Here is a 22,184-nt window from a genome sequence, read left to right as displayed (position 1 = left end):
TGAGGGCTTCGATGGCCACCCGGGCTTTGAACTCCGGGTCATGTCGTCTTCTTTTGGCTTTCATTTTATTTGGTTGGGTTTGGCGTTTTTCGCCGTTCCTCACCACCAAAATTATCGCTTAACCCCTGGCCCGATTTTCGGGGTCCACCTCAAAGCAGAGAAACAGAAGCACCATGCGGATAGACACCGGAGGAAGCTGACAAATATAATGCCGTAGCGTCAAATCCTGAACAGAAACAATGCGGATCGTTCTTCAAGCAGCGACTTCGATTGCGAAATAGAACTAAGGGCCCATTTATCGCTGTTGGTTACCAATTGCCAGTTACCAGCGGATGCCTCGGCGAGGCATCCCTTCCGGTTCACCTTTTGTCATTCCTGCTCAGGATGGCAGAAGGGCCTGCAGGACCGCCTCGGTCTCTGAGAAGTCTTCGAAGACGAGGTCGGCGCCGTGGTCCCGCAGTTGGTCAGCGGTAAAGGCTCCGGTGGCGACGCAGATCGAGCGAGCCCCGAGGGCTTGGGCACACCAAATGTCCTTGGGAGTGTCGCCTATGACGAGGGTTTGCGCGGGCTCGAAGGTCTGCCCGGCATTCTCTCCCGCACGTTGCAAAGCGATGGGGCCAAGCTCGTTGCGATCGTGATGATCGTCGCCAAAAGCGCCAAAGGGAAAAAGTCCCTCGAAACCATAGTGCCGCATCTTGATCTCGGCACCGGCGGTGATGTTGCCGGTGAGGAGGCCTTTGGTGACTTGGGCGGCCTCGATTTCCTGCAAAAGGGTAGCGACTCCGTCCAGAGCCCGCCCGCCAAAGCAGGGGTCTTGCAAATTCACTTCCAGCCGGGCGAGATAGCAATCAAAGAAGCGGGCAGTGGTGGCTTCCTCTTCCTCGCGGGCGAAGGTGCGGTAGATATTCTTGAGCAGCCCGGTATCGGTGGCCCCGGCCAAATCGAGGGCGGGGCCATCATCACCGAAAATCTCCCGGGTGGCCTCCAGTAAGGACGCCAGACCGGCTCCCCCGGTATCCACCAGGGTGCCGTCGATATCGAAGAGAAGGAGCCGGGGAGATTCAGGCATGGGGGCGGCCCTCAATCATCGTCGGAGGAATCATGCTCATCATCCTCGTGATGATCATCGTCCTCGTAGTCTTCGTCGTCGTCCTCGTAATCTTCATCGGGGTCGATCAGATCGCCGTGGATGAGCTTGAAGCGGCGCTTACGCTGGCCCTTGGGCAAGGGAGAGAGAACCATATTAACGGCGCGGCCAGCGATGCGGGGCTCCTGGTCGCAATGACCCATCTGCTTGACGTCTTCCTTCACCCGTTTGAGGACTTCGACGCCCAGTTCTTTGTGGGCATTTTCACGACCGCGGAATTGGAGCTGCACCCGGACCTTGTGCCCGGCGTCGAGGAATTCTTCGAGGCGACCCATCTTGATGTTGTAGTCGTGCTCCTCGGTGCGCACGCGGAACTTGACCTCCTTCATCTTGGTGGTAGTCTTGTCCTTGTTTTTCTTGCGCTTGGATTGGTCGTAGCGCCATTTGCCGTAATCGACAATTTGGCAGACGGGGGGATCGACATTACCGGCTACTTCCACGAGGGTGAGGCCCACTGATTTCGCGGCCTTGACGGCATCACGCAGGTCCATCACTCCTAACTGGGCTCCGTCCGGGGCAAGCACCCGCACGCGACTGGCGCGGATCTTGTCGTTCACGCGGATAATTTCCCGGCGTTGCCTTCTCGGTCTCTTTTTCTTAGCTATGGCTGTTTTGGGGTCTGGGTTCAGGTGTTGAAACCGCAAAAGGACTCCCCTGCTTTCACAAAGTAAGTCCTTTCGAACGGCTTCGAAAGGGTCGCGTTGGCAAGCATCAGCTTTTCATACACGCGGACGGGTGGACGGAGCGCTCAGAGGGAGCGCTCTGCGATTTCTTTTTGAATTTGGTTAACAAAATCATCCACCGACTGGGTTCCGAGATCTTCGCGATCCCGGTGGCGCACACTCACTTGATTGTTCTCAACCTCGCGTGCACCTAGGACCAACATATAAGGCACCCGATCCAAGCGGGCAAGGCGAATTTTGGCCCCCACCTTGTCGCCACTGCCATCAAGCTTCACCCGCACTCCGACCTCGGCCAGCTGGGCGACGATTTTTTCGGCCTCGTCGTTGAACTGTTGCGAGATGGGAAGAACGCGCACCTGCTCCGGCGCGAGCCACGTCGGGAACTTGCCCTCAAAGTGCTCAATGAGAAGTCCGGTGAAGCGCTCCAGCGAGCCGAAGGGGGCACGGTGAATCATGACCGGGCGGTGCGGCTTGTTGTCGCTGCCAATGTAGGAGAGGTCGAAGCGCTCGGGCAGATTGTAGTCCACCTGCACGGTGCCCAGCTGCCACTCGCGCCCGATGACGTCCTTGACCACGAAGTCAATCTTGGGGCCGTAGAAGGCGGCCTCGCCGGGCTCCTCGATGGCGTCCACGCCCATCACCTTGACCGCTTCGCGCAGGGCGTCCTCGGCTTTGTCCCAGTTCTCGGACTCGCCGATGTATTTGTCGGAATCGGGGTCGCGCAGGGAGAGGCGGACGGTGTAATCCTCCATGCCCAGGGTGCCGAGCACGGTTTTGACGAGGCCGAGGCAGCCTTGGATTTCTTCCGCCACCTGATCGGGGGTGCAGAAGAGGTGGGCGTCGTCCTGGGTGAAGCTGCGCACGCGGGTGAGGCCACCGAGCTCGCCACTTTGCTCCCAGCGATAAACGGTGCCAAACTCCGCGAGGCGAATGGGCAGGTCGCGGTAGCTGTGGCGCTCGCTGGCGAAAATCTTGATGTGGTGCGGGCAGTTCATGGGCTTCAACATGAAGCCATCGATCTCGCCATCACGGAGACCGTTGAGAAGTGCTCCGCAGTCGGAACCTTCTTCCGCCAGCTTGTGCCAGACCTCGCGATCGGCCATGGGGGGGAACTGACTGTCCTCGTAATAGGGAAAGTGACCGCTGGTGCGGTAGAGGTCCAGCTTGCCAATGTGCGGAGTGAAGACCTGCGAGTAGCCCTGCTTGTCGAGCTCGGCAGTGATGAAGTTCTGCAGTTCGCGGCGGACCAGCCCGCCCTTGGGCTTCCACAGCGGCAGGCCTTGGCCGACCATTTCGTCGAAAGTGAAAAGGCCCATCTCGCGGCCCAGCTTGCGGTGGTCGCGCTTGCGGGCTTCCTCCAGGCGCTCGAGGTGCTCGTTGAGCTGGGTTTTGTTGGGAAAACAGGTGCCGTAGACGCGCTGCAGCTGGGGATTGTTCTTGTCGCCCTTGTAAAAAGCACTGGCCACGCTCATCAGTTTGTAGGCCTTGCAATTGCCGGTGCGGCCGACGTGGGGGCCGGCGCAGAGGTCCCAGAAGTCGCCATTTTTGAAAATGGAAATCTCCTCGTCTTCAGGGATGCTGTTCAGCAAATCGACCTTGAACGTGCTCTCCATTTCCCGCTCGCCCAGAGCGGCCAGACGACCGCTTTTAGCCATGGCCATCGCTTCGTCGCGGGAGACCACCAGGCGCTCGAACTTGTCATTGGCCTTCACCACCTTCTTCATCTCGGCCTCAATGGCTTCGAAGTCATCAGGGGAAATGCGGTGCTCCAGCTCCATGTCGTAGTAGAAGCCTCCCTCCACGGGCGGACCGGCGGCGAACTGGACATCGGGCCAGAGACGGGCAATGGCCGTGGCCAACACGTGGGCGCAGGAGTGCCGCAATCGCTCCAAGTCCGACATGCCATGCCGTTCTTCCAAAGTCTTCCGCTGTTTTTCGTCTGCCATGTTGCTGGCGGCGAGAAAGACAAACCCCTGCCCGTCTGGCAAGCGCGAAGCGCGAAAGATGCCGTCAGAACAGGGATTTCGCAGGAGGGAGAAGTCAATCCCCGCCAAGAACCTCTGCAAAGAGTGCTCCCATGCGGGCAATTTCCCCCGCTGTGCTCGCCAGCGGAGGCATCCAGACGAGGGTATCGAGGATGGGCCGGGTGAGCAGCCCTCTCCCCCGCAGCAGCTGACAAAGGCGCCGCCCTTCCGCGCCCCCGCCCTCGCTGGCGAGCTCGATGCCAGCCACCAGACCACACTGGCGGACCTCGTGCACCCCGGGCCTGGCCGCCAAGTCGGCGAGAATCCCCTCCATCTGGCGGGCCTTCTTCCTCACCCCGGGCAGAAAACCGGGCTCCAGACAGAGCGCGAGACTGGCCAAGGCCACCGCACACCCCAGGGGATTGGCGGTGTAACTATGACCGTAGTAAAAAGTCTTCCCCGGTCCCTTGAACTCCTCGTAAATTTCCCCCGTGGTCAGGGTCGCGGCCAGGGGCATGGTCCCTCCGGTGATGGCCTTGGCGAGGCAGAGATAATCCGGCCGCACCGCTTCCCGCTGGCAGGCAAAAAGTTCCCCGGTGCGACCAAAACCAGTCATCACCTCGTCCAAGATGAGGTGAACGCCATGAGCATCGCACCAGGCTCGCAGCTCGCGAAGCAGCCCCGTTGGCCAGGGTCGCATCTGATTGACGCCCTGGATGAGGGGCTCGATGACCACGGCAGCGATTTTGGAGGGGTCGAGATGCTCAAGGTCCGTCAGATCGCGGGCCCAGCTCACCTGCGGACCCAATCCGGCGATACTGGTAAAAAAGCGCCCCACCCCCCCGAGGCTAGCCGCGCCAAGGGTATCGCCATGGTATGCGTTTTCGAAGGCCACGAAGCCCCGCCGCTCCTTCTCACCCCGCAGGTGGCGCCACTGCAATTCCATGCGCAGGGCGGCCTCGATGGCAGTGCTGCCATTGTCAGAGAAAAAACAGCGGTCCAGGTCCGCGACTTCACAAAGACGGGCCGAGAGCTCACTGGCCCGGGCATTGGCCAACCCAAGATAAGAGCTGTGGCAAAGGGTGGCGGCTTGCTCCTGCAATGCGGCCACCAGGCGAGGGTGACTGTGACCGTGGATATTGGTCCAAATGCTCGAATTGGCATCGAAGTAGCGCCGCCCTTCCGAGTCCTCGAGATACACTCCCTCCCCCCGCACGATGACGGGGCCGACCTCGCCTTCCCAGAGCGCGTGGTCGGTGAAAGGGTGCCAGGCGTGCGCCCAGTCCGCCTGCAGCCACCTTTGCGTTTCGCTGGTCATTTTGGCTCCGAGGACTCCCGGCCCAACAGTTTGTCCACGCTCACCACCACCTTCCAGGCACAACGCCCGCGTTGATATTTATTGAAAAGATTCTCGCGCAATTTCTCCAGCAGCTCTTCGGGAATGGGATCGTAACGGGTCCACTCATCGTCCCCTTTGCGCTGACTGGCCAGGGTCCACCGCCCGCCGTGGTGGGTGGCCTTGTAAAAAGTCAGCCCCTCCTCATCGCGTTCGCGCCAGGTGTGATCTCTCATGGCGCGACCATTGCCAATCCCCGCCGCAGCGGCAAGCCCTTTACTTCTCCACGGCACCGACCGCTTGCGGCTCTAGACCCGCCCGAACCTGCAAATCGAGGATCAGGTCCTGCAATTCCTGAGCCGGAATGGCATAGGAACTCTCCCGGCTGGCATAGGCGATATTCATGCCCACACACTCACCGTTCAGATTGAGCAAGGGCCCCCCCACGGTGCGCTCGGCCAAGGAGGTATCGTGCTGCAGGACGCGGGGAAAATTCGTGCGGCGCTTGGAGAACTCCCCCGACATCATGTCGTTGCGCGTCATTTGCTCGGGAAACACTTCCTGCCGTTCCCGCAGCTCGACCGACAGTTCCAACTCCTCGAACTCCGGCTCATAGTCCGCAACCTCGGCAAAGGGATCCTCAACTTTTTCCGGCTCTTCGGGCACAATCTCACGGCGAATACGCAGGTTCACGAACTCTCCGGGCTCTTTTCCCGCAAGCAGATCGGGCATTTCAGCAGAGGAAGCCACGGGCTGACCCTCCACCGAAAGGATGATATCGCCGGCCTGCAAGCCAGCGGCCTTGGCCCCACTTTCCTCAGCCACTCCGCGCACTTGCAGTTCTTCCTCTTCCGGAGAACTCATCGCGATTCCCAGGACCGCGAGAGAGCCCTCGCCCACTGGCCGGGCATTGGCGGCGATAATGCCCAGCTGGGCCCGGCGGCGAAAGCGGGATGATCCACTATTGGACAGGACCATGGTGCCGTGGGAGGGCTCGGACTCGGCGAACCGAACCGGAAGAAGTCCCTCGGCGGGAATCTTGAGCAGGGAAACATCCCATTCCGGACTGGTCGCCAGCAGCTCGAACTCGCGGTAGCGCTTTTTGCCGACAATCACCGAAGGAGACTCGATGGCGGAAAACTCGCTCGCCTTGACCAAAATCAAGCCGTCGGGTGAAACCACTACCCCGTAGGCCAGAGGAATTGTGTCGTAAATGACGGCGCAGCTCTCCTGAAAAACCTGAGTGACGGGCTCGTAGGCGGCCCGCACCAAAGAGCCTTCCTTGCGCAGTTCCCCGGGCAAGCTTTGCGCAGAGAGCGCTCCGGCCACAGCCCAAGCGCCCAAGGTAAGAGAGAGAACAACCTTATTCACGCCCCCCCACTTTCACTTCGATGGTTTCTTCCTTCCCGTCCCGCCGCACGGTCAGGGCGACCGCCTGTCCCTCGATCGTGCCTGCCAGGAGCTCCTTGAGCGACTCCACGCCCGCGACCGGCTGGCCATCGACTTGCAAAAAAACATCACCCGCCTGCAGGCCTCCCTTTTCCGCAGCCTGTCCACTGAGGACCTCGCTGATGCTCACCTCGCCCGACTCTTCATTAGTCTCCAGATTGACCCCCAAGTAACCGGGCAAAGGTTGCGCAAAGGGCCCCTCGCCCACAAACTCCTCCGCCAGCATCGTCTCCCAGTTCCGCACGAATTCCGCCATCGGCACATGGAGATTCTCCAGCTTCACCTTGCCCACCCGGCTATGAATGCCAACGAGACGGCCATGCAGGTCGAACAAGGGCCCGCCGGAATCCCCGCCAATGAGAGTGCCATCGGTCTGCCAGGAGTGATTGGCCATGCGCACCAGCCGCCCCAGACGCACCACCACCCCGCGTTCGAGGTCGAACCCGCCCGAGTGCCCCAGCGACATCACCCAATCGCCCAGCCGCGTGGTCTCCGCGCGGTCGATTTCCACATAGGGAAAAGGCCCTTCTCCCTCGATTTGGGCCATCGCGGCATCGGTATTGGAGAGCAGCCCCAGAGTGCGCACCGGGTAGCGGGTGCCATCCTCCATCACCGCCTCAATGCTGCGATTCACCCCCCCACTGACGTGCGCCGCGGTCAGGATGAGCCCCTCCGGACTGACGATCACGCCACTGCCCGAACCCTTCTCCTCCCCCAGTTCCAGGCAAACCGTGGCTGCCCGGGTCTGCGGCAGAATGGACTGCAGGGTGGTCTGGATATTGAGTAAATCCTCCACCGACCCGGGAGCCTCCAGATCATTGAAATAATGCCGCTCGCGCTCGGCAGCCCCCACGGACCAGACCGTAGCCAGGAAGACGGCCAGAAGGCTGCCACCAGAAAAAACTTTCATCATCCTGACTATCCTACGCAAGATTCAGGCCGATTCAATCGACAAGATGCTTCCGAGGCCACTTCGCCAGCTTTTTGTTAGAGCAACGTATCGGCCCGGGCCCTTGCCTGTTCCGAGGCCCGGGCTCCGGAAAACACCCCCATGAGGCGGGCCTTGCCCTCATTCAAGGCGATGACAACCAGCCGCGAATGGTTTTTCCCGGGGTCTTCCAAATCCTGCACGGTGAGGCGGTAAATGATGGCGTAGGGCGTGAACATATCGTCGGTGACGTAGCCCCGCCACTCGACGACATCGTTCTCCTTGAAGGGAAAAGCCCCCTGCGCCTGCTGCATGGTCTCGTCGGCCAGCTCACTGGTCACGCCTCCAAATCGCACATCGAGCCAACTGCGGGAATCCCCACTGCGATGCAGTAGCTCATACCCCCCATAGCCGGGACACAGATGCACAAAGTGATCGATCTCGGGTTCTTTTTCCCACCTCGAGCTGCTGAGCACGGCCACCGACTTCACTTCAGTGGTGGAATAGAAGGAAGTCGCCTTTTGGGCCCACAGGCTGCCAGCGGCGAGCCAAGAGATGAGGAGAATTTTCATAGCCAGATTGCTGCAAGAGCCCCTTTATGCCGCCCGCTCACTCCCGCTGCGAGTCCAAAAGAGGATAAGCGATCCACTTCCCCGCAATTAGTTCTCCTCGCCTAGAATCCAGCGGCCCGATTGAAAACTGACCTGCGACCATTCTCGGGAGAGACGGGAGAATTCCGACTTTGGAAACCATTCCTCCAGAATCTTTTGCTCCCATTCTTGCTCTTCGAGGGCGCCCTTCAGCAAGCGCCGCAGGGCCTCTTTGTCACCGGCTTCGGCCCCCCATTTGAGAGGCAGCCACTCGTGAGCATAACGAAACTTGACCCGCTGCCAGGCTTCCGCCCGCAGAGCGTCCCCATCCAGCCCCGGATAGGTCTCGGCTTGCTCGACGAGTTCGGAGAACACCTCCCCTTTCCCCAGCTGTCGCAACAATTGCTTCGCCATCATAGGGGCCCACTCCTCCTGCTTTTCCTGTAAAAGGGCCGAAACCGACTCAGGGTAAAGCTGGCGTCCGCTCAACAAATGGGCCTCCAGCGATGGCAAAGCCTCCTGCCCCCATCCTCGACGAACCATCACCTCGCCGTAGAAAGGCTCTTCCTCCGCCCCTGCCCTCAGCTGCGGCAAATGGGACTCATCGGCGAAGGTGATGAAGTAATCCAAGTAGACATCCCGCGATGTCCGGTTGAGCAAGACTCCCCGCTCCAGAAGGCGGGTCACCGCGCGCGGACTTCCCTCTTTCCAAAGCTCCGCGCGAAACTCCTCCCGCGAAAATCCCTCACCTCGTTCCTCCCGCAGGCGGGCTTCCATGAGAGTCAACCGCTGCTCCCACTCTTCTTCCTCCGCGCGAAAGTCCGACTGCTGAAAGGTCGTCGTGCGCTGCGGCTCTCCGATCAAGACAAACAACTCCTCAGGTTGCGGAAGGGCCTCTTGCCCGTCCTGCTCGGAAAACTGCCAGCGGGGCGTGAGGAAAGTGGCCTGCCGCCTGACTTGCCACATCGGCAGTCCCGCCACCTGCAGAATGTGCTCGAAACGATTCTGGGCAAAAGCCTCGGAAAAGCTCCCGTCACTCCAACGCAAAAGAACGGCGTCTTGGGGCACGATCCGCCTCTGCAGCGAACCAGTAGGCCAAAGCGCAAATTGGATCTGGCACTGCTGACCACTATTCTCGACTTCCCGCACTTCAAGCCGAACTCCTCCCAGAGAGGCGGCCGACTGCCCTCGCAAAGGAACGCGCAAGACTGCGGGATCGTCTGTCAGGACTACGGGTTGCTTCAGCCAGTCGCCATCCCCCCACCAGCGATTTTCGCGCCACACTTCCTCAAAATTCTCCGGAAGCAAGAGACGGGCGGCGTCACCCTGACGGCGCGTGCTTTTCTGCAAAAAGCCATGCGGTCCGGAATATCCCCCGAGGACGGAAAAGATGATGAGAACCACCACTGCGATCACGATCCAAGCCACCCGGGGGCGCACTTGGGGCTCCATACCCGCCGTAAACCGAGCGAGAACCCCAATCACCAGCGCGAGGGCAAGAGCGATGCCCGACCAGAGGACGAGGAGACTCGAGCTCAAAGCCCGCCACCCGGCGGAATCCGGCAGCAAAACACGATGGACCACCTCCAGTCGCACCAAGGCGAGAGGAAAGAGAACCAAGGCGAGGAAAACCCCGGCTCCGATCAGGAGCTGGCGCGAGGTCACTGGACGAGCCCGCCAAGTACCGAAGGTCGCAAAGACTGTCTCGCTCAGAAAAACCCGCGCCGTCAGAACAATCAGAACGAACACCTCCAGAAAGGCCAAGGCCTCCAGCAAACCCTGTTCTCTTCTCGTCTCGAATGCCAAACTCCCGCAAAGCCAACTGATGGTGAGCGAGATAGAAACCAAAGAGAGCACCTGCCAGCGATGGCGTTTCCCGTGAATCCGAAGCAAAGCCCCCACTTTCATTTCATTTCTCCTTTCTGATAAATCCAAAGTTCACGCACCTCATCCCAACGGAAATTCCCCGGCACGAGTGCTTCCTGAAACTGGTCAAAGCTCATCTCCTCGGGGTAAGAAAACGCGGTGGAGACTGAGCGATCCGACAGCGTCATCACTCCGCCGATTCCCACTTCTCGCGCCGACTGGCAGAGCTCGCAAAGGGCCGCGAACATGGCCTCGTGACCCAAGAACAAAGCCCCGGCAAAAGCGGGATCAAACTCCAGAAAAGCGCGAGCGAGAACCCGCTCTTCCGTGCGTGCCACCGCCCCCGGAATGGAGGCCTCGATCGCCTGCCAGAGGCGTTCGGAGCGGCCTTCCGCACGGCCCAGAGCCACCAACAAGGCCTCGGAAGCACCGATTTCTATCTGCTTGAGCGCAGCCTCGAGCGCCAACTCACTCCCCAAAGTCACCCCCAAACGCAGAAGTTCATCGGTGGTGTGCCCCGCTGCAATCAATCGTTCCACCTCAGGAAGAGCCTCCTCGCCCCACCCTCGCTCCATCGCAATTCCGGGTGCCTCTTCGAGGTCGGCCAGCCGTTCCCAGAGCAAAGAACGATTTTCCTCAGGAAGACCTTCCTTCAAGGCCGCCGCAAACTCAAAGGCATGCGGAAACACCTCATCGGCCTGCATCATGCGTTCAGGGAATCTGGCAAAGGCCCGCTGCCCCTCCTGAACGCGGGGGGAATCCTCCCGAAACCAATAATGTCCGGTGCTCAGATTGCTTTGGAAAAGCCAATGAGCGGTTTCGCGCCATGAGCTTCTCTTTCGCGAAGGCCGGTTTTCCCAGAGTAATTGCGCAAGCTGGGCATTCGGCTTTGACGCGACGGCCAACACCTCCGCTCGACGGGATCGCTCCAAGGCCCCTGTCCCCTCCACCCGCACCCGCCCCACTGGGCGCGCGTGCAGGCGATGCAGAGAAAGCTCGAGATTTTTTTGCTCCAGCAGCTCTTGCAACCTCCAATTGAGAGGGAAAGAAATCTTCATTTCTCTTCGCACCACTCCGGCGGTGAGGCCGGCACCACTGGACATGCTATGAGTGATCTCTGCGGGCAGATTCTTCTTTTGTTCCGGGAAATGAAGCATCAGTTGCCATTCGCCCTCCCCAAAGTTCAGGCGATGGGGCCCTCGCAAAAGAACTTGGAGGTGCAACTTTCCTCCGTGGAGCCTTTTTTCCAGGGACGCGTCGGGACGATACTTCAGCTGAAAATCATCACTGACCTCCTGATGGCTCTGCCAGGCTGACCACCGGGCCACTTCGCGATAGGAAAAGGCGGAAACCAAGTAATCCCCCGAGAACCGGGCCTGCTCCGCCCCCTCGGGCAAGGCTCCAGTAAAAATGACCCGGCTGTCAAATCGCTCATTTCCAGGAAAATAAGAAGGATTCTGCTGGGGAAGAAAAGAGCCTGCTCCCAGTGTTTCCTCATTTTGAGCCAGAAGCCACCGAAAGGAAGGGGTTCCGGAAGCAACGAGGAAACGCGCTGGATTCCGCTCGAGAGAAGTGAGCAGACCCTGACTCAACAGTGGTAGCCTCGTCTCCTCCAGAACACGCGAGCCGTGCTCCAGCCGGGGCTCCCGATAGAGAGTCCAGCCCAGCACCTCCCCAGGGGCGAGCGGCTCCTCAAGGACGAAGCGACCACGCACCAGAGTCTCGCTCCCAAAACCCGGACTTTCGCGCTCCTCCACCTCAATCCGAAGCGCCTGAACCTCCTTTTCGGGAAAGCGGAAGAATGGTCTCCACTCAAGAAAGAGGGCTTCCGCTACCCAACCGCAGAGCACAATCAAGGTCCAGCTCACCACTTGGATCGGGGAACTGCGCCGCCGCATCCACCCGGCGGCCCCCACCATCAGCACAGTCGCAGTGAGCAAAGCCACGAAGGAAGCCCTGTCCATCTGGCGACCGTAAGGATCCAACCAAGGATAAGCCAAGGCCCGTAGCCCCATTTGATCCCATGTCATTTGCATCAGGGAAAGAACAAGGAAGCAGGCGATGAGGGTGGCCATCCCCCGCACGGAAAAGACCCAGGCGGCGAGAAAACTCCACATCGTTAGCGTCACCAGCAAGAGCCAGGCGATGCGCTCGGCCACTGCGGCAGGAGCAAAACCGGCCGAAAGATGAAACCACCCGGCGAGCAATGCCACCGGAAGAATGGCAAGAGCGAAAAAGAGCAAACCCCGAACGGTAAAAAGCATTCCCTTCGCCAGCGGTCGTCCCAACAAAAGGCTCTCTCCCTGAAAGCGCTGCCAACACAAAAGAGAAAACCCGAGTAGAAGAAAAAGGAGGGACATCCCTTCTACATCGGCAGCGAAAAAGAAAGTCGCCGCGAGCACGAGAAAGCTGGACCCGAAAAACCAACGGGCGAGATGCCACTCACAGAGCCACACTTGTTTCCAACCCGTTCTCATGGCCCCACCTCCACTTGTCCAGATTTCGCCAAAGTCGCCAAAACCTCGCGCAAACTGACCCGCTGAGTGGCCACATCGGCACCGCCCGGAAAATATTGGCTCAACTTTTCCGCAAAGCGACCCGCCTCGTAGTCCGATTCATAAAAACGCACCACCAGTCCCATGCGGCTCAAACCCAGCCACTCTACGGGATACCTAGCCGGTGCTTCCCAGTCATCCCCAACGAGCAGCTCCACCCGACGCCAGCGCTCCAGAAGTGCTTCGCGATCGTCTTCCAAAATCACTCTTCCCAGCTTCATAATGACCACCCGGTCAGCCAATTGCTCGACTTCGGCAATGTCATGGGTCGAGATCAGGACGCCCCACGATTCCTGTTCACAGAGCTCCAGGATGCTGCGGGTGAGGTCATCGCGCACCAAGGGATCCAGCCCCGAAAACGGTTCGTCGAGGAGCAACAGCTCCGGGCGATAAGGCAGGACACTGAGCAGTGCCGCTTTCATTCGCTGCCCGCGCGAAAGATTCTTGAGCAGGCGATCACTGGGGAGGGCAAACATCGCCGCGAGCTTTTTCTCCAAAGCGAGATCCCAACCGGGATACATCGGTCGGCACCAGTCGAGATAAGCGCGCACCGACATCCAGCCGGGCATCTCCATGCCCTCGGCCACGTAACCGATTTTGCGCAGCTCGCGGGGACCAATGCGGCGGGCCGGCTGCCCGAGCACCGTCACTTGTCCCCTGTTCGCCTTCACCAGATTCAGAGCCGCACGCATGGCAGTGGATTTCCCCGCTCCGTTGGCCCCCAGGAGAGTCGTGACCGAGCCCTTGGGCACGGAAAAAGTCGCTCCCGACAAAGCGGGCACTCGCCCGAAGGACACGCCCACCTCTTCAAATTTCACTAGCTCATTCATCGTTTTCCAATTCTTGCATCAGGTCATTCACATCACTGGCCTTGAGCCCCAGCAAACGGGCTTCGCGCAAAAGCTCCCGACAAGGTTCCCGCAGTTGCTCCCGTAAAACATCTTTGCCCAACTTCTCTTTACCGACCACGACCATGCCCACCCCCGGTCGGGAAACGAGAAAGCCCCCTTCCTTCAGTTGCAAAATCGCTTTGTGCACCGTGGTCGGGCTCACCTTCAATTCCTGGGCCAAAACCCGGACCGAAGGAAAAATCGCCCCTCCCGGCAGCTCTTCGCTCAAAACCGCCCTCACCGCCGCCCGAAACAGTTGCTCGGAAGCGGGCAGACCATCTTGAATCTGTAAACGAAATGGAAGCATCACTCGCGTTATCTGTGTAACACTAATTCCTGTTACACCTGGGACGCAAGATTTTTTTGCTCTCATCAATCAATCGACCATCACCGCACCCGAATCTGGTCTGCGGCGAAGTGACGCTTGAGTTCCTCCCCTTCGCGGACAAGGAGTTCGCCGCCCGGCCCGATTCCCTCACAGAAGCCCCGATGACTTTCCCCGCCCAAGAGAAAGTCGATTTCCCGTCCTTGCAAGGCGCAGCGCTCGCGCACGGGAGCAATCACTTGGGAAAAATCACGAGGCACCCAATTGAGCAAGGAGAGCACCTTGCACACGATGGCACTCAGGTAATCCTCGCGCCCCCCTTGCCCGCCTCCTTCTGCGGCCAGAGAAGTGGCGAGGTTGGCGACCTCCGGAGGAAACGGGCCGTGGCCCACGTTGAGCCCAATCCCGACCACCACGAAATCGCTCTCCGATTCCACGAGAATGCCGCAAACCTTCCGCCCCCGGAGGAGAAGATCGTTGGGCCACTTAATTTCAGGGAAAAGGCCTTCCTTCTCGATGGCTTGCGCAACGGCCAAACCGGCCACGAGAGAAAGGCGAGGCCAAAGCACCCGCGCAAAGGAGGGACGCAACAGGAGGGAGAAGGCCAAGCCCGTGCCTTCACCGCAAAACCAGGCCGCTCCCCGCCGACCGCGACCCGCCGTTTGCCGCTCGGCCAGCACCACCGTCCCCTGGACCGCACCGGCCCGCCCCAAGGCCAGGGCTTGCTCATTGGTCGAATCGGTCTCCGCGAAGAAATGGAGACGCTCTCCCCACTCCGCTTGCAGCCGCTGGCGGTCGAACGCGGTCATCCCCTCACACGCCATCCACGAAGTCCAGCCCGAGGTCGAGCCCGATCGCCGAGTGGGTCACCGCCCCGACCGAAATAAAGTCGACCCCCGTCTCCGCAATCCCCCGCACCGTATCCAGATTCACCCCCCCACTGGCCTCCAGAGCCGGGCGACTCCCCTCCCGCAGAGCCACAGCCTCACGAAGTTCCGCCAGGCTCATGTTATCGAGCAAGATAAAGTCCACTCCCCGGAGGGTGAGGAAATCCCGCACCTGCGCCAGAGTATCAGCTTCCAGCTCGACCTCCACTGCAGGCTTGTCCCGCTTCAGCTGGTCGATGGCCTTCTGCAAAAAAGACAACTTTCCTTCAGCCGCGAGGTGATTGTCTTTCACCATCGCCCGGTCGTAGAGTCCCATGCGGTGATTGGTTCCACCTCCTGCCGCGACCGCCTCCTTTTCCAGCAATCGCCAACCCGGAGTGGTCTTGCGAGTGTCCAAAATGCGCGCCCCGGTTCCCTTCACGGCGGCAACAAACTGGCTGGTGAGGGTGGCCACCCCGCTGAGCCGCTGCAGAAAGTTCAAGGCCGTGCGCTCGGCAGTGAGCAGCGCCTGCGAAGGACCGGCCACCTCCAGCACGAGAGCGCCGGGAGACACGCGCGCCCCATCCTCGAGAAGCGTCCGCACGGCGATCTCCTTACTCACCCGCCGAAAAACCTCGGCCGCAACGGCAGTCCCCGCCAATACCCCGTTCTCGCGAGCCTTGATGAAGGCCCGGGAAACCCGATCGGCAGGCACAAAATATTCTGAAGTGACATCACCCGGGCCAATATCTTCAGCCAGGGCAAGATCGATGAGTTGAGAGACAGCCGCGTCCATTGCCTCCAATTCAGCGGAAAGCGCCCCCCAGTCCAAGCGGGAAAATCTCGAATCCTCTCGACTTCCGAGCGAAAATAATTCTCACTGGAAAGTGCTTCAAAAAATCATGCCATGAAAACATCACTCATTCTCTCTCTCCTCTCCCTTTTTCCCCTCACCGCTCAGGGAGCGCTCTATAATCTCAGCGGCTTGATGGACCCCGTGCAGGCGACCACCAATCCGGCCAACACAGGCAACGGAAGCGGAACTATCGGAGGAACTTACGATAGCGACACCAAACTGCTGTCTTACTCCATCACCTTCCAGGATCTAACCTCGGCAGTGACCAATATGCACTTCCATCTCGGCGCACCCGGGACTGCAGGTGGGGTCGAGGTAGCCGTTCCCGGCCCATGGTCTTCACCGCAGAATGGCACCGCGACCCTGTCTCAGGCTCATGAGGACAACCTCTTGGGCGGTCTCTGGTATGTCAACGTCCACACCGAAGACTTCGGAGCTGGCGAAATCCGTGGACAGGTGGCTGCCACCCTAGTCCCGGAGCCCTCGACCGCTCTCCTGGCGGGACTGGCCCTTTGCGGAATGGCCTTCCGGCGCCGTTGATCATCCCCACTAAGGTGGACCTGCTTTTTTCCTTTCCCCGCGCAAATCCGCGCAGGGAAGGAACAAGCGAGGATCGGTCACTGACTTGAGGAGCCAGTTACCAATTCAGCTTTTCCAACGACTTGGGCAAAAACTGGCCATCCCGGCGGATCACTTTGCCATCGAAAATCACTTCTCCTCCCCCATAATCGGGCCGCTGGATATTCACCAGATCCCAGTGCACTTGGGAGCGATTGCCATTATCAGCCTCCTCGTAAGCCTGACCGGGAGTGAAGTGGAATGAGCCCGCGATTTTTTCATCAAAGAGAATGTCGCGCATGGGCTCCTTGATCTCAGGATTGAAGCCGAGGGCAAACTCCCCGATGAAGCGGGCCCCTTCGTCGGAATCGAGGATTTTGTTGAGTTCCCGCGTTTTTCCACCCGCTGCGGTGGCTTTGACAATCTTGCCCTTGGAAAATTCAAAACGCACCCCATCGAAGGGAATGCCCCGATAGATACTAGGAGCATTGTAAGCAATGACCCCCTCTACCGAATCCTTCACCGGCGCGGTAAACACCTCTCCATCCGGGATATTGAAATTTCCGCCACAGACAATGGCTTCGAGCCCCTTGATGGAAAAGCTCAAATCGGTGCCCGGCCCTTTCAACTGCACCTGTTCCGTCTTGTCCATCAGGCGCTTGAGCGCGCGCATCCCGGGCAGGAGCGCCTTGTAATCAAGAAGACAAACGCGGAAATAGAAATCCTCAAAAGCCTCCGTGCTCATCCCCGCCTGCTGGGCCATCGCCGGGTGAGGCCAGCGCAAGACACACCACTTCGTCTTTTTGACCCGATGGTCGATGACCTTGCGCAGATGGCTCATCGCCAACTCCATCTTCTTGGGAGGAACATCGCTCTGCTCCGCGATGTTGTGCGAGCCCCGCACCGCGATGTAGGCATCCATGTCCTCCATTTCCGCCAAGAGATGCTTGGCCATGATTTCATACTGCCCCTCGCTCGCTCCCCGCAGGAGCTCGCGGGTGATTGGGGCTGAATGCTGGCGAATGAGAGGCGCTGCCCCGCGCCGCCGCACTTCCCGAATCAGCTCCACCGCGAAAGCTTCGGGGACATCATAGAGGTCGAGGAGAATCGACTCCCCCCGCTTCAACTGGGTCGAATACGACGTCAGTTGCCGGGCCAGCTCAGTGTATCGCGGGTCCTTCATCAATCGCGCGCGCGGAATTCTTCGAAGCTACGGGGACCATTGATGTCGTCTTCGGGCAATGGAGCATTGGCGTCCAGTGCTTGCCCGACTTCCGAGTCGTCGAAAGCCCCTCCCCCGGCCTGATACTTGTGGACCGGCGCGCAAGAAAGGAAGCAGAACGAAAGAGCGAGAAGGGATAGAATAAACTTCACGCCAAAGTGATGCCCTTTTCCCATCCCCATGACAAGCGTAAGCGACAATTTGCGAGTGCGCTACCGGGCCTCCGCTTGCAGACGCCAGACCCGCACCCAGTCATATTTGGTGGTCCGTTGCTCCCAATTACCACTTTCCACCAGCCCTCCGTCCGGAGGAATGGGGTTCCAATCGTAGGTTTCAATGGCCATTTGAATGTAACCGGGCACGTCCCAGGAAACACTGGGAGTGATGGAGTAAACATACTTGCCATCGAGGAAAAACTGCACCTCCTCCTCGGACTTCCACCAGGCTCCATAGACGTAAAAGCGTTCCCAATTCTTGGTTTCCGTGGGCACACTCCCTTGCCGCTGAACCTGCTCTGGATTGTTGCGGCTGGTGCGGTGAATCAGATTGGAGTGGAAAATCTGGTCCCACTTCTTGGCGAAGCCATGAGTCAATTCCGACGTCCGCCCGACACATTCCTGAATATCCAGCTCCAGCCGCTTGGGCAGGTTCCCCTTGCTCATTAGCCAAAAAGTGGAGGACATTGCCGTTTGGTTGGCCTTCATGCGTGCTTCGAAATACCAGCCCTTCTGCCCGGGATGACGGGAGCGCACAATCGCGCCCTGATGAGTGTAGGTGCTCCCTTTCAGGGTCATGGCTTCGGGCAATTTGCTCACCGTGACGTTCATCCGGCCGTCCTTGACCACCACATTCTCAGCGCGAAAAAGCCCGGGCGGGCGGCCAATCCAGTTCCAGCCATCACCCACGGGCTCGCTTTGCCATTTAGTCAGATCCAACTTCGTTCCTTGGAATTCGTCGCTCATCTCTTCCACCGGCACCCACTTCTTACCCTCCGGTTTCGGGTCCATCCCTGCCAGAAAAGTCGGGCCGGAGGGGGCTTGCGCGGAGAGAAGAAGGGCGCTTGCCAGCAAAAGGCTTGTTGTCGTTGCAGTGGTCATCTGTAGGCAAGGAATCGCATCCCAAGCCTCTTCCGTGCAAAAAAATGGCCTTACTCCCGCGAACCGAAAATGGCCGACCCCACCCGCACCAAAGTCGCCCCCTCCGCAATGGCTGCCGGGTAATCGTTACTCATCCCCATACTCAACTCCCTCAGAGGCAGACCACTGGAAACCGCTAACGCATCACGCAATTCGCGTAACCTGGCGAAATAGGGACGGGCCTCTTCCGCCGCCTCAACGGGAGGAGGAATCGTCATCAAGCCATCAATCTGAAGATGGGACAAGGCAGCCAGCTCATCGATTTCTTCGCGCAAACGAGCAGGCTCAAATCCACTTTTGCTCTCCTCTCCCCCGATTTTGACCTGTAGCAGGATGGTCTGCCGCACGGCCAGTTCCCCCGCCACCCGATCCACGGCCCGAGCCAACTTCAGTGAATCAATCCCCTGCAGACAGGTGAAGTGACCGACCACTTTGCGCACCTTGTTCCGCTGCAGAGGGCCAATGAGGTGCCAAGCGAGGTCCCCGGCTTCTCTCGCCAAGAGCGGCTGCTTCTCCAAAGCCTCCTGCACCCGGTTCTCCCCCAAGGCGCGCTGACCTGCCGCTACCGCTTCCGCGACCACCGGGGCAGGGAAAGTCTTGCTCACCGCCAGGAGAGCAACCTCTCCGGGGTCCCGACCCGCCGCCGTGGCCGCCGTGGCGATGCGCGACCGGACCTCGTTGAGACGTTGTGCGACCGACATAAAATCTGCAATCAGCCGCTCCTTACTGCGCTTGTGCTTCCGCCTTCTCGTCCAGATTCGCAACGGCAGCCTTCTCAGTCAGCTCGATGAGATCGGTGAGAATGTGAATGCTCTCACGTTTGACCACATCCAAGCCGCTGGGCCATTCCGGAGTATCGTCCAAATCGGCGACTTCATCCTTGGCCACCCGCATATTGGCCTCGGCATCACGCTTGCGATCGACCTCTTCCAAGGCCTCGCGCTCCAAGTCATCCAAGGTCAAGCGATAGAAATTGAACTTTTCACTATCCCGCTGCTCGATTTTGCTGAAGCGCTCCCGGCGTTCTTCGTTGCGAGCATCCCGCCGCTCTTCGGCTTCCTGCAGTTCCTGCTCCCGCACCTTGCGATTCAGACTCACCACATTTTCCTCAATGCGCTTTTTGGTGCGAGCCACATCTTCCTGAACATATTGGAAATCCTTGGAATTGGCCACCCGCTCATTGCTGCGGGCAGCGATTTCGGGAAGGAAAAGACCATCGCGTTCCAACGGGGCGAAGCCCTTGGCCGGCTCAATGAGATCGTGGGGGAGAGCGTGGTCCTGAAACTCTTCTCCAATTTCGAGAGCGTCAGTGAGGGAAGGCAACACGATGTCGGGCACCACGCCATCGAGCTGAGTGGAACTACCCGTCACCCGGTAGAATTTCTGCACGGTCGCCTTCAGCGTGCCCGCCCGGTCGGAATCCTGGAAAAACTTGAAGAAACGCCCGATATCCATGGGCTGCTGGACGGTGCCTTTTCCGTAAGTGGAGGACTCGCCCACCACGATGGCGCGATTGTAATCCTGCAAGGCTCCCGCCAAAATCTCACTGGCCGAAGCGCTGGTCTTGTCGGTGACCACCAGGAGAGGACCTTCGTAGAGCGGCTTGCGCAAGGTCGACTCCTTGACGCGCACTGCACCCCAACCTTCCTTGACCTGCACCACGGGACCACGGCCCACAAAGAGCCCGGTCATGCGACGCACTTCTTCCAAGGCACCCCCTCCATTGCCGCGCAAATCTAGGGCGACACCATCGACCCCCTCTTTCATCAAGCGGGTCAGAAGAACCTGCACATCACGGTAAACACTGGGAACCCCGGTATTGAAATTGAGGTAGAAGCTCGGCAAAGTGATCCAACCAATGGACTTGGTGCTGCCATCTTCCTGCACCATTTCAATAATCTCCGCAGCCGCAGCCTCGTCTTTCAGCTCCACTTTATCGCGCTTGATAATGATTTCCTTCACCTCGCCGGGAGCCCCCCCGGCGGGCTCGACCTTGAGCCGGACCTCGGTATCCTGCTGACCGCGAATCAGCTCCACGACATGATCAATCTTCATGTAAAGGGTATCGGTGAACTCGCCATCATTGAGGGAATCAACCGCCACGATGCGATCGTTCAACTGCAATTCCCCCTGCTTATCGGCCGGACCATTGACCACGAGACCAATGATCTTGGTGGCGCCATCGTCCTCCCGTTGCAGGAGGGCTCCGATGCCGATGAGCTGGTTTTCCAAACCGGCCCGGAAGCGCTCCATCTGGCGCACGCTGAGATAGTCGGTATGCGGATCGTGCGCCTGCGCGACCGCGCTGAAGAAATAGGAAGCCACATCCTCCTCGTCCGCTCCCTCAATGTCTTTCAAGAAGCGCTCGTAGCGTTGTTTGACCGCCTCGCGCGGGCTTTTGTCATCCTTGAGGGGATCTTCCTTCCCCTGCTCCTCCGCGATGCGCCGAATGGTCTCACGCCGCATCTCTTCACTCAAAATCTCCTCTTTAATTTGCTTCCGCCACAGCTCCTGGGCTTCAAAGTCATCAGCGGGCCACGGAGCCTCGCGACGCGACCGCATGACCGTCTCGTCCTTCCCGAAATCAAATTCTCCCTCCTCGGCGATTTTCTTGGCAAAGTCGATGCGTTCGCGAACGCGCTCGACATACCGGCTGTAGATTTCCCCAGCGGGCTCCATCGCTCTCTCCTGCACGAGGAGCTGATGAATGGGCGCCTCCGCTTGCCCGCCAAACCGGGCCTCGAAGCCATCGACATCGTCTTGGGTGAAATAAAGGCGGGCCGGATCGAGGTCCTTGAGGAAATCGGACAAAATCCGATCACTCATCTCCTCATCGAACTTAATTTCAGCGAAATGCTTATTCTCGAGCATCCCGACCATGACCTTGCCGACGTCGTTGAAATCGGTTTCGCCGCTCACCTTGCCGAGCGAGCAACTGGCGAAGGCCACCAGCGCCATAATAGGAGTGGAAATCTTCATGAGGAGTAAAATAATCGAATCCAAGGAGTATCTTGGTTCCGCTTACTGTTTGTCAGGAGGCTTCGCTTGTCGAACGAAATTCCGGATTTCCTTTTTTTCTCTCTCCTCGCAAACCGCCCTAAAGTTCTTCCAGAGGCGGCTCCTCACTTTCGGGCTCGCTCTCCCGCCCGATGAAAAAGCTGACGTTTTCCAGCTCCAGAGCGAGGTCGACGTTATTGACCGTCACACTGTCAGGAACCTGCAGCACAGTAGGCGAAAAGTTCAAAATGCCCTGAACTCCCGAAAGAACGAGTTCATTGGCCACTTCCTGGGCATTCTCGCCCGGCACGCAAAGAATCGCGAGTTTGACCGCGTTTTGGCTGATAAACTGGTCCATCTTGTCCGTGCCCAAGACCGGGACTCCGATCTCGCGCTTGACCACGGCTTCGGGGACGGCATCGAAAGCCGCCACCACCTCGAAGCCTTCTTTTTGAAACCCCCCATAGCGGAGGAGAGCGCTTCCCAGATTCCCCGCCCCCACCAGAATGACCGGTTGCAAATGCTCGCGACCCAAGGCCTCTCGAATGACGAGACGCAATTCCTCGACCTGATAGCCCAAGCCCCGCGTGCCAAATTGACCCACGTGCGAGATATCCCGGCGCAGCTGCGAGGCCTTCACCCCGGCCGCTTTCGCCAAAGCTGATGAACTGACGGTCTTGATTCCGTTCTCGGTCAACTTGGACAAACAGCGGTGGTAGAGGGAGAGCCGATAAATGGTTTTCTTGGGGATACCCGCCTTTTCGCGTTCAACTTCCACACCCACAAAGAGCCCTTGAAACCTTCTGCTGTCAAGGG

The 22,184-nt window shown here is 59.2% G+C and carries 21 protein-coding genes; 1 reads left to right on the top strand and 20 read right to left on the bottom strand.

Going from position 1 to position 22,184, the window contains the following annotated elements; genetic code table 11:
- Positions 1 to 379: 379 nt before the first annotated feature.
- From JIN78_RS11665 to nadC, 14 genes are all read right to left on the bottom strand, one after another.
- Entirely contained in the window at positions 380 to 1,069 is a 690-nt protein-coding gene (locus tag JIN78_RS11665) for an HAD family hydrolase (protein WP_200392152.1), read from the bottom strand.
- A gap of 11 nt (positions 1,070 to 1,080) precedes the next feature.
- On the bottom strand, positions 1,081 to 1,704 hold the full coding sequence (infC, locus tag JIN78_RS11660; protein ID WP_307832999.1) for a translation initiation factor IF-3: 624 nt from the start codon (positions 1,702 to 1,704) through the stop codon (positions 1,081 to 1,083).
- Between the two features lie 191 nt (positions 1,705 to 1,895).
- Entirely contained in the window at positions 1,896 to 3,776 is a 1,881-nt protein-coding gene (gene thrS, locus JIN78_RS11655; protein ID WP_200392151.1) for a threonine--tRNA ligase, read from the bottom strand.
- 94 nt (positions 3,777 to 3,870) lie between these two features.
- On the bottom strand, positions 3,871 to 5,112 hold the full coding sequence (locus tag JIN78_RS11650; RefSeq protein ID WP_200392150.1) for an aminotransferase class III-fold pyridoxal phosphate-dependent enzyme: 1,242 nt from the start codon (positions 5,110 to 5,112) through the stop codon (positions 3,871 to 3,873).
- Entirely contained in the window at positions 5,109 to 5,366 is a 258-nt protein-coding gene (locus JIN78_RS11645) for a hypothetical protein (protein ID WP_200392149.1), read from the bottom strand. The genes JIN78_RS11650 and JIN78_RS11645 overlap by 4 nt, the downstream gene beginning before the upstream one ends.
- A 40-nt stretch (positions 5,367 to 5,406) precedes the next feature.
- The gene (locus JIN78_RS17760) at positions 5,407 to 6,501 is read right to left on the bottom strand and encodes a PDZ domain-containing protein (RefSeq protein WP_200392148.1); all 1,095 of its coding nucleotides are present in this window, start codon (positions 6,499 to 6,501) and stop codon (positions 5,407 to 5,409) included.
- Positions 6,494 to 7,489: a S1C family serine protease gene (locus JIN78_RS11635; protein WP_200392147.1), complete on the bottom strand. Its 996-nt coding sequence runs from the start codon at positions 7,487 to 7,489 to the stop codon at positions 6,494 to 6,496. The genes JIN78_RS17760 and JIN78_RS11635 overlap by 8 nt, the downstream gene beginning before the upstream one ends.
- A gap of 77 nt (positions 7,490 to 7,566) precedes the next feature.
- Positions 7,567 to 8,079 carry a hypothetical protein gene (locus JIN78_RS11630; RefSeq protein ID WP_200392146.1) on the bottom strand — a complete coding sequence of 171 codons (513 nt, stop codon included), beginning with the start codon at positions 8,077 to 8,079 and terminating at the stop codon, positions 7,567 to 7,569.
- Positions 8,080 to 8,166: 87 nt separating this feature from the next.
- Positions 8,167 to 10,005: a hypothetical protein gene (locus JIN78_RS11625; RefSeq protein ID WP_200392145.1), complete on the bottom strand. Its 1,839-nt coding sequence runs from the start codon at positions 10,003 to 10,005 to the stop codon at positions 8,167 to 8,169.
- Positions 10,002 to 12,440: a hypothetical protein gene (locus JIN78_RS11620; RefSeq protein WP_200392144.1), complete on the bottom strand. Its 2,439-nt coding sequence runs from the start codon at positions 12,438 to 12,440 to the stop codon at positions 10,002 to 10,004. The genes JIN78_RS11625 and JIN78_RS11620 overlap by 4 nt, the downstream gene beginning before the upstream one ends.
- Entirely contained in the window at positions 12,437 to 13,348 is a 912-nt protein-coding gene (locus JIN78_RS11615; protein ID WP_200392143.1) for an ABC transporter ATP-binding protein, read from the bottom strand. The genes JIN78_RS11620 and JIN78_RS11615 overlap by 4 nt, the downstream gene beginning before the upstream one ends.
- Positions 13,341 to 13,715, bottom strand: coding sequence for a GntR family transcriptional regulator (locus JIN78_RS11610; protein WP_200392142.1), 375 nt, complete (start codon positions 13,713 to 13,715; stop codon positions 13,341 to 13,343). Before JIN78_RS11610 ends, JIN78_RS11615 begins: the two co-directional genes overlap by 8 nt.
- An 80-nt stretch (positions 13,716 to 13,795) precedes the next feature.
- Positions 13,796 to 14,542: a biotin--[acetyl-CoA-carboxylase] ligase gene (locus JIN78_RS11605; RefSeq protein WP_200392141.1), complete on the bottom strand. Its 747-nt coding sequence runs from the start codon at positions 14,540 to 14,542 to the stop codon at positions 13,796 to 13,798.
- 4 nt (positions 14,543 to 14,546) lie between these two features.
- Positions 14,547 to 15,395 (bottom strand): carboxylating nicotinate-nucleotide diphosphorylase, encoded by an 849-nt coding sequence (gene nadC, locus JIN78_RS11600; protein ID WP_200392140.1) that lies wholly within the window; start codon positions 15,393 to 15,395, stop codon positions 14,547 to 14,549.
- A gap of 111 nt (positions 15,396 to 15,506) precedes the next feature.
- On the opposite strand from nadC, the gene JIN78_RS11595 reads away from it, so the two are divergent.
- Positions 15,507 to 15,995, top strand: coding sequence for a CHRD domain-containing protein (locus tag JIN78_RS11595; protein ID WP_200392139.1), 489 nt, complete (start codon positions 15,507 to 15,509; stop codon positions 15,993 to 15,995).
- 97 nt (positions 15,996 to 16,092) lie between these two features.
- On the opposite strand, the gene JIN78_RS11590 is transcribed toward JIN78_RS11595, so the two are convergent.
- The 6 genes from JIN78_RS11590 to JIN78_RS11565 form a co-directional block, all read right to left on the bottom strand.
- Positions 16,093 to 17,196, bottom strand: a complete 1,104-nt coding sequence (locus JIN78_RS11590) for an aminopeptidase (RefSeq protein ID WP_200392138.1) — start codon at positions 17,194 to 17,196, stop codon at positions 16,093 to 16,095.
- Positions 17,196 to 17,387 (bottom strand): hypothetical protein, encoded by a 192-nt coding sequence (locus JIN78_RS11585; protein ID WP_200392137.1) that lies wholly within the window; start codon positions 17,385 to 17,387, stop codon positions 17,196 to 17,198. The genes JIN78_RS11590 and JIN78_RS11585 overlap by 1 nt, the downstream gene beginning before the upstream one ends.
- A 60-nt stretch (positions 17,388 to 17,447) precedes the next feature.
- Positions 17,448 to 18,332 (bottom strand): LamG domain-containing protein, encoded by an 885-nt coding sequence (locus JIN78_RS11580; protein WP_200392136.1) that lies wholly within the window; start codon positions 18,330 to 18,332, stop codon positions 17,448 to 17,450.
- Between the two features lie 50 nt (positions 18,333 to 18,382).
- Positions 18,383 to 19,072 (bottom strand): YggS family pyridoxal phosphate-dependent enzyme, encoded by a 690-nt coding sequence (locus JIN78_RS11575; protein ID WP_200392135.1) that lies wholly within the window; start codon positions 19,070 to 19,072, stop codon positions 18,383 to 18,385.
- Positions 19,073 to 19,094: 22 nt separating this feature from the next.
- A complete protein-coding gene (locus JIN78_RS11570; RefSeq protein ID WP_234037953.1) occupies positions 19,095 to 21,350 on the bottom strand; it encodes a carboxy terminal-processing peptidase in 2,256 nt (751 codons plus the stop codon).
- Positions 21,351 to 21,468: 118 nt separating this feature from the next.
- On the bottom strand, positions 21,469 to 22,146 hold the full coding sequence (locus tag JIN78_RS11565; RefSeq protein WP_200392134.1) for a redox-sensing transcriptional repressor Rex: 678 nt from the start codon (positions 22,144 to 22,146) through the stop codon (positions 21,469 to 21,471).
- Positions 22,147 to 22,184 lie beyond the last annotated feature (38 nt).

Source organism: Roseibacillus ishigakijimensis (assembly GCF_016595415.1).
GTDB lineage: Bacteria > Verrucomicrobiota > Verrucomicrobiia > Verrucomicrobiales > Akkermansiaceae > Roseibacillus > Roseibacillus ishigakijimensis.
This window is presented reverse-complemented; position numbering and strand designations above follow the sequence as displayed.

Bases quoted from the DNA above. Each gene is read 5' to 3' on its own strand.
- JIN78_RS11665 (WP_200392152.1), bottom strand. From the start codon at position 1,069: ATGCCTGAATCTCCCCGGCTCCTTCTCTTCGATATCGACGGCACCCTG.
- thrS (WP_200392151.1), bottom strand. From the start codon at position 3,776: ATGGCAGACGAAAAACAGCGGAAGACTTTGGAAGAACGGCATGGCATG.
- JIN78_RS11650 (WP_200392150.1), bottom strand. From the start codon at position 5,112: ATGACCAGCGAAACGCAAAGGTGGCTGCAGGCGGACTGGGCGCACGCC.
- JIN78_RS11645 (WP_200392149.1), bottom strand. From the start codon at position 5,366: ATGAGAGATCACACCTGGCGCGAACGCGATGAGGAGGGGCTGACTTTT.
- JIN78_RS11635 (WP_200392147.1), bottom strand. From the start codon at position 7,489: ATGAAAGTTTTTTCTGGTGGCAGCCTTCTGGCCGTCTTCCTGGCTACG.
- JIN78_RS11630 (WP_200392146.1), bottom strand. From the start codon at position 8,079: ATGAAAATTCTCCTCATCTCTTGGCTCGCCGCTGGCAGCCTGTGGGCC.
- JIN78_RS11625 (WP_200392145.1), bottom strand. From the start codon at position 10,005: ATGAAAGTGGGGGCTTTGCTTCGGATTCACGGGAAACGCCATCGCTGG.
- JIN78_RS11620 (WP_200392144.1), bottom strand. From the start codon at position 12,440: ATGAGAACGGGTTGGAAACAAGTGTGGCTCTGTGAGTGGCATCTCGCC.
- JIN78_RS11615 (WP_200392143.1), bottom strand. From the start codon at position 13,348: ATGAATGAGCTAGTGAAATTTGAAGAGGTGGGCGTGTCCTTCGGGCGA.
- JIN78_RS11610 (WP_200392142.1), bottom strand. From the start codon at position 13,715: ATGCTTCCATTTCGTTTACAGATTCAAGATGGTCTGCCCGCTTCCGAG.
- JIN78_RS11605 (WP_200392141.1), bottom strand. From the start codon at position 14,542: ATGACCGCGTTCGACCGCCAGCGGCTGCAAGCGGAGTGGGGAGAGCGT.
- nadC (WP_200392140.1), bottom strand. From the start codon at position 15,395: ATGGACGCGGCTGTCTCTCAACTCATCGATCTTGCCCTGGCTGAAGAT.
- JIN78_RS11595 (WP_200392139.1), top strand. From the start codon at position 15,507: ATGAAAACATCACTCATTCTCTCTCTCCTCTCCCTTTTTCCCCTCACC.
- JIN78_RS11590 (WP_200392138.1), bottom strand. From the start codon at position 17,196: ATGAAGGACCCGCGATACACTGAGCTGGCCCGGCAACTGACGTCGTAT.
- JIN78_RS11580 (WP_200392136.1), bottom strand. From the start codon at position 18,332: ATGACCACTGCAACGACAACAAGCCTTTTGCTGGCAAGCGCCCTTCTT.
- JIN78_RS11575 (WP_200392135.1), bottom strand. From the start codon at position 19,072: ATGTCGGTCGCACAACGTCTCAACGAGGTCCGGTCGCGCATCGCCACG.
- JIN78_RS11570 (WP_234037953.1), bottom strand. From the start codon at position 21,350: ATGAAGATTTCCACTCCTATTATGGCGCTGGTGGCCTTCGCCAGTTGC.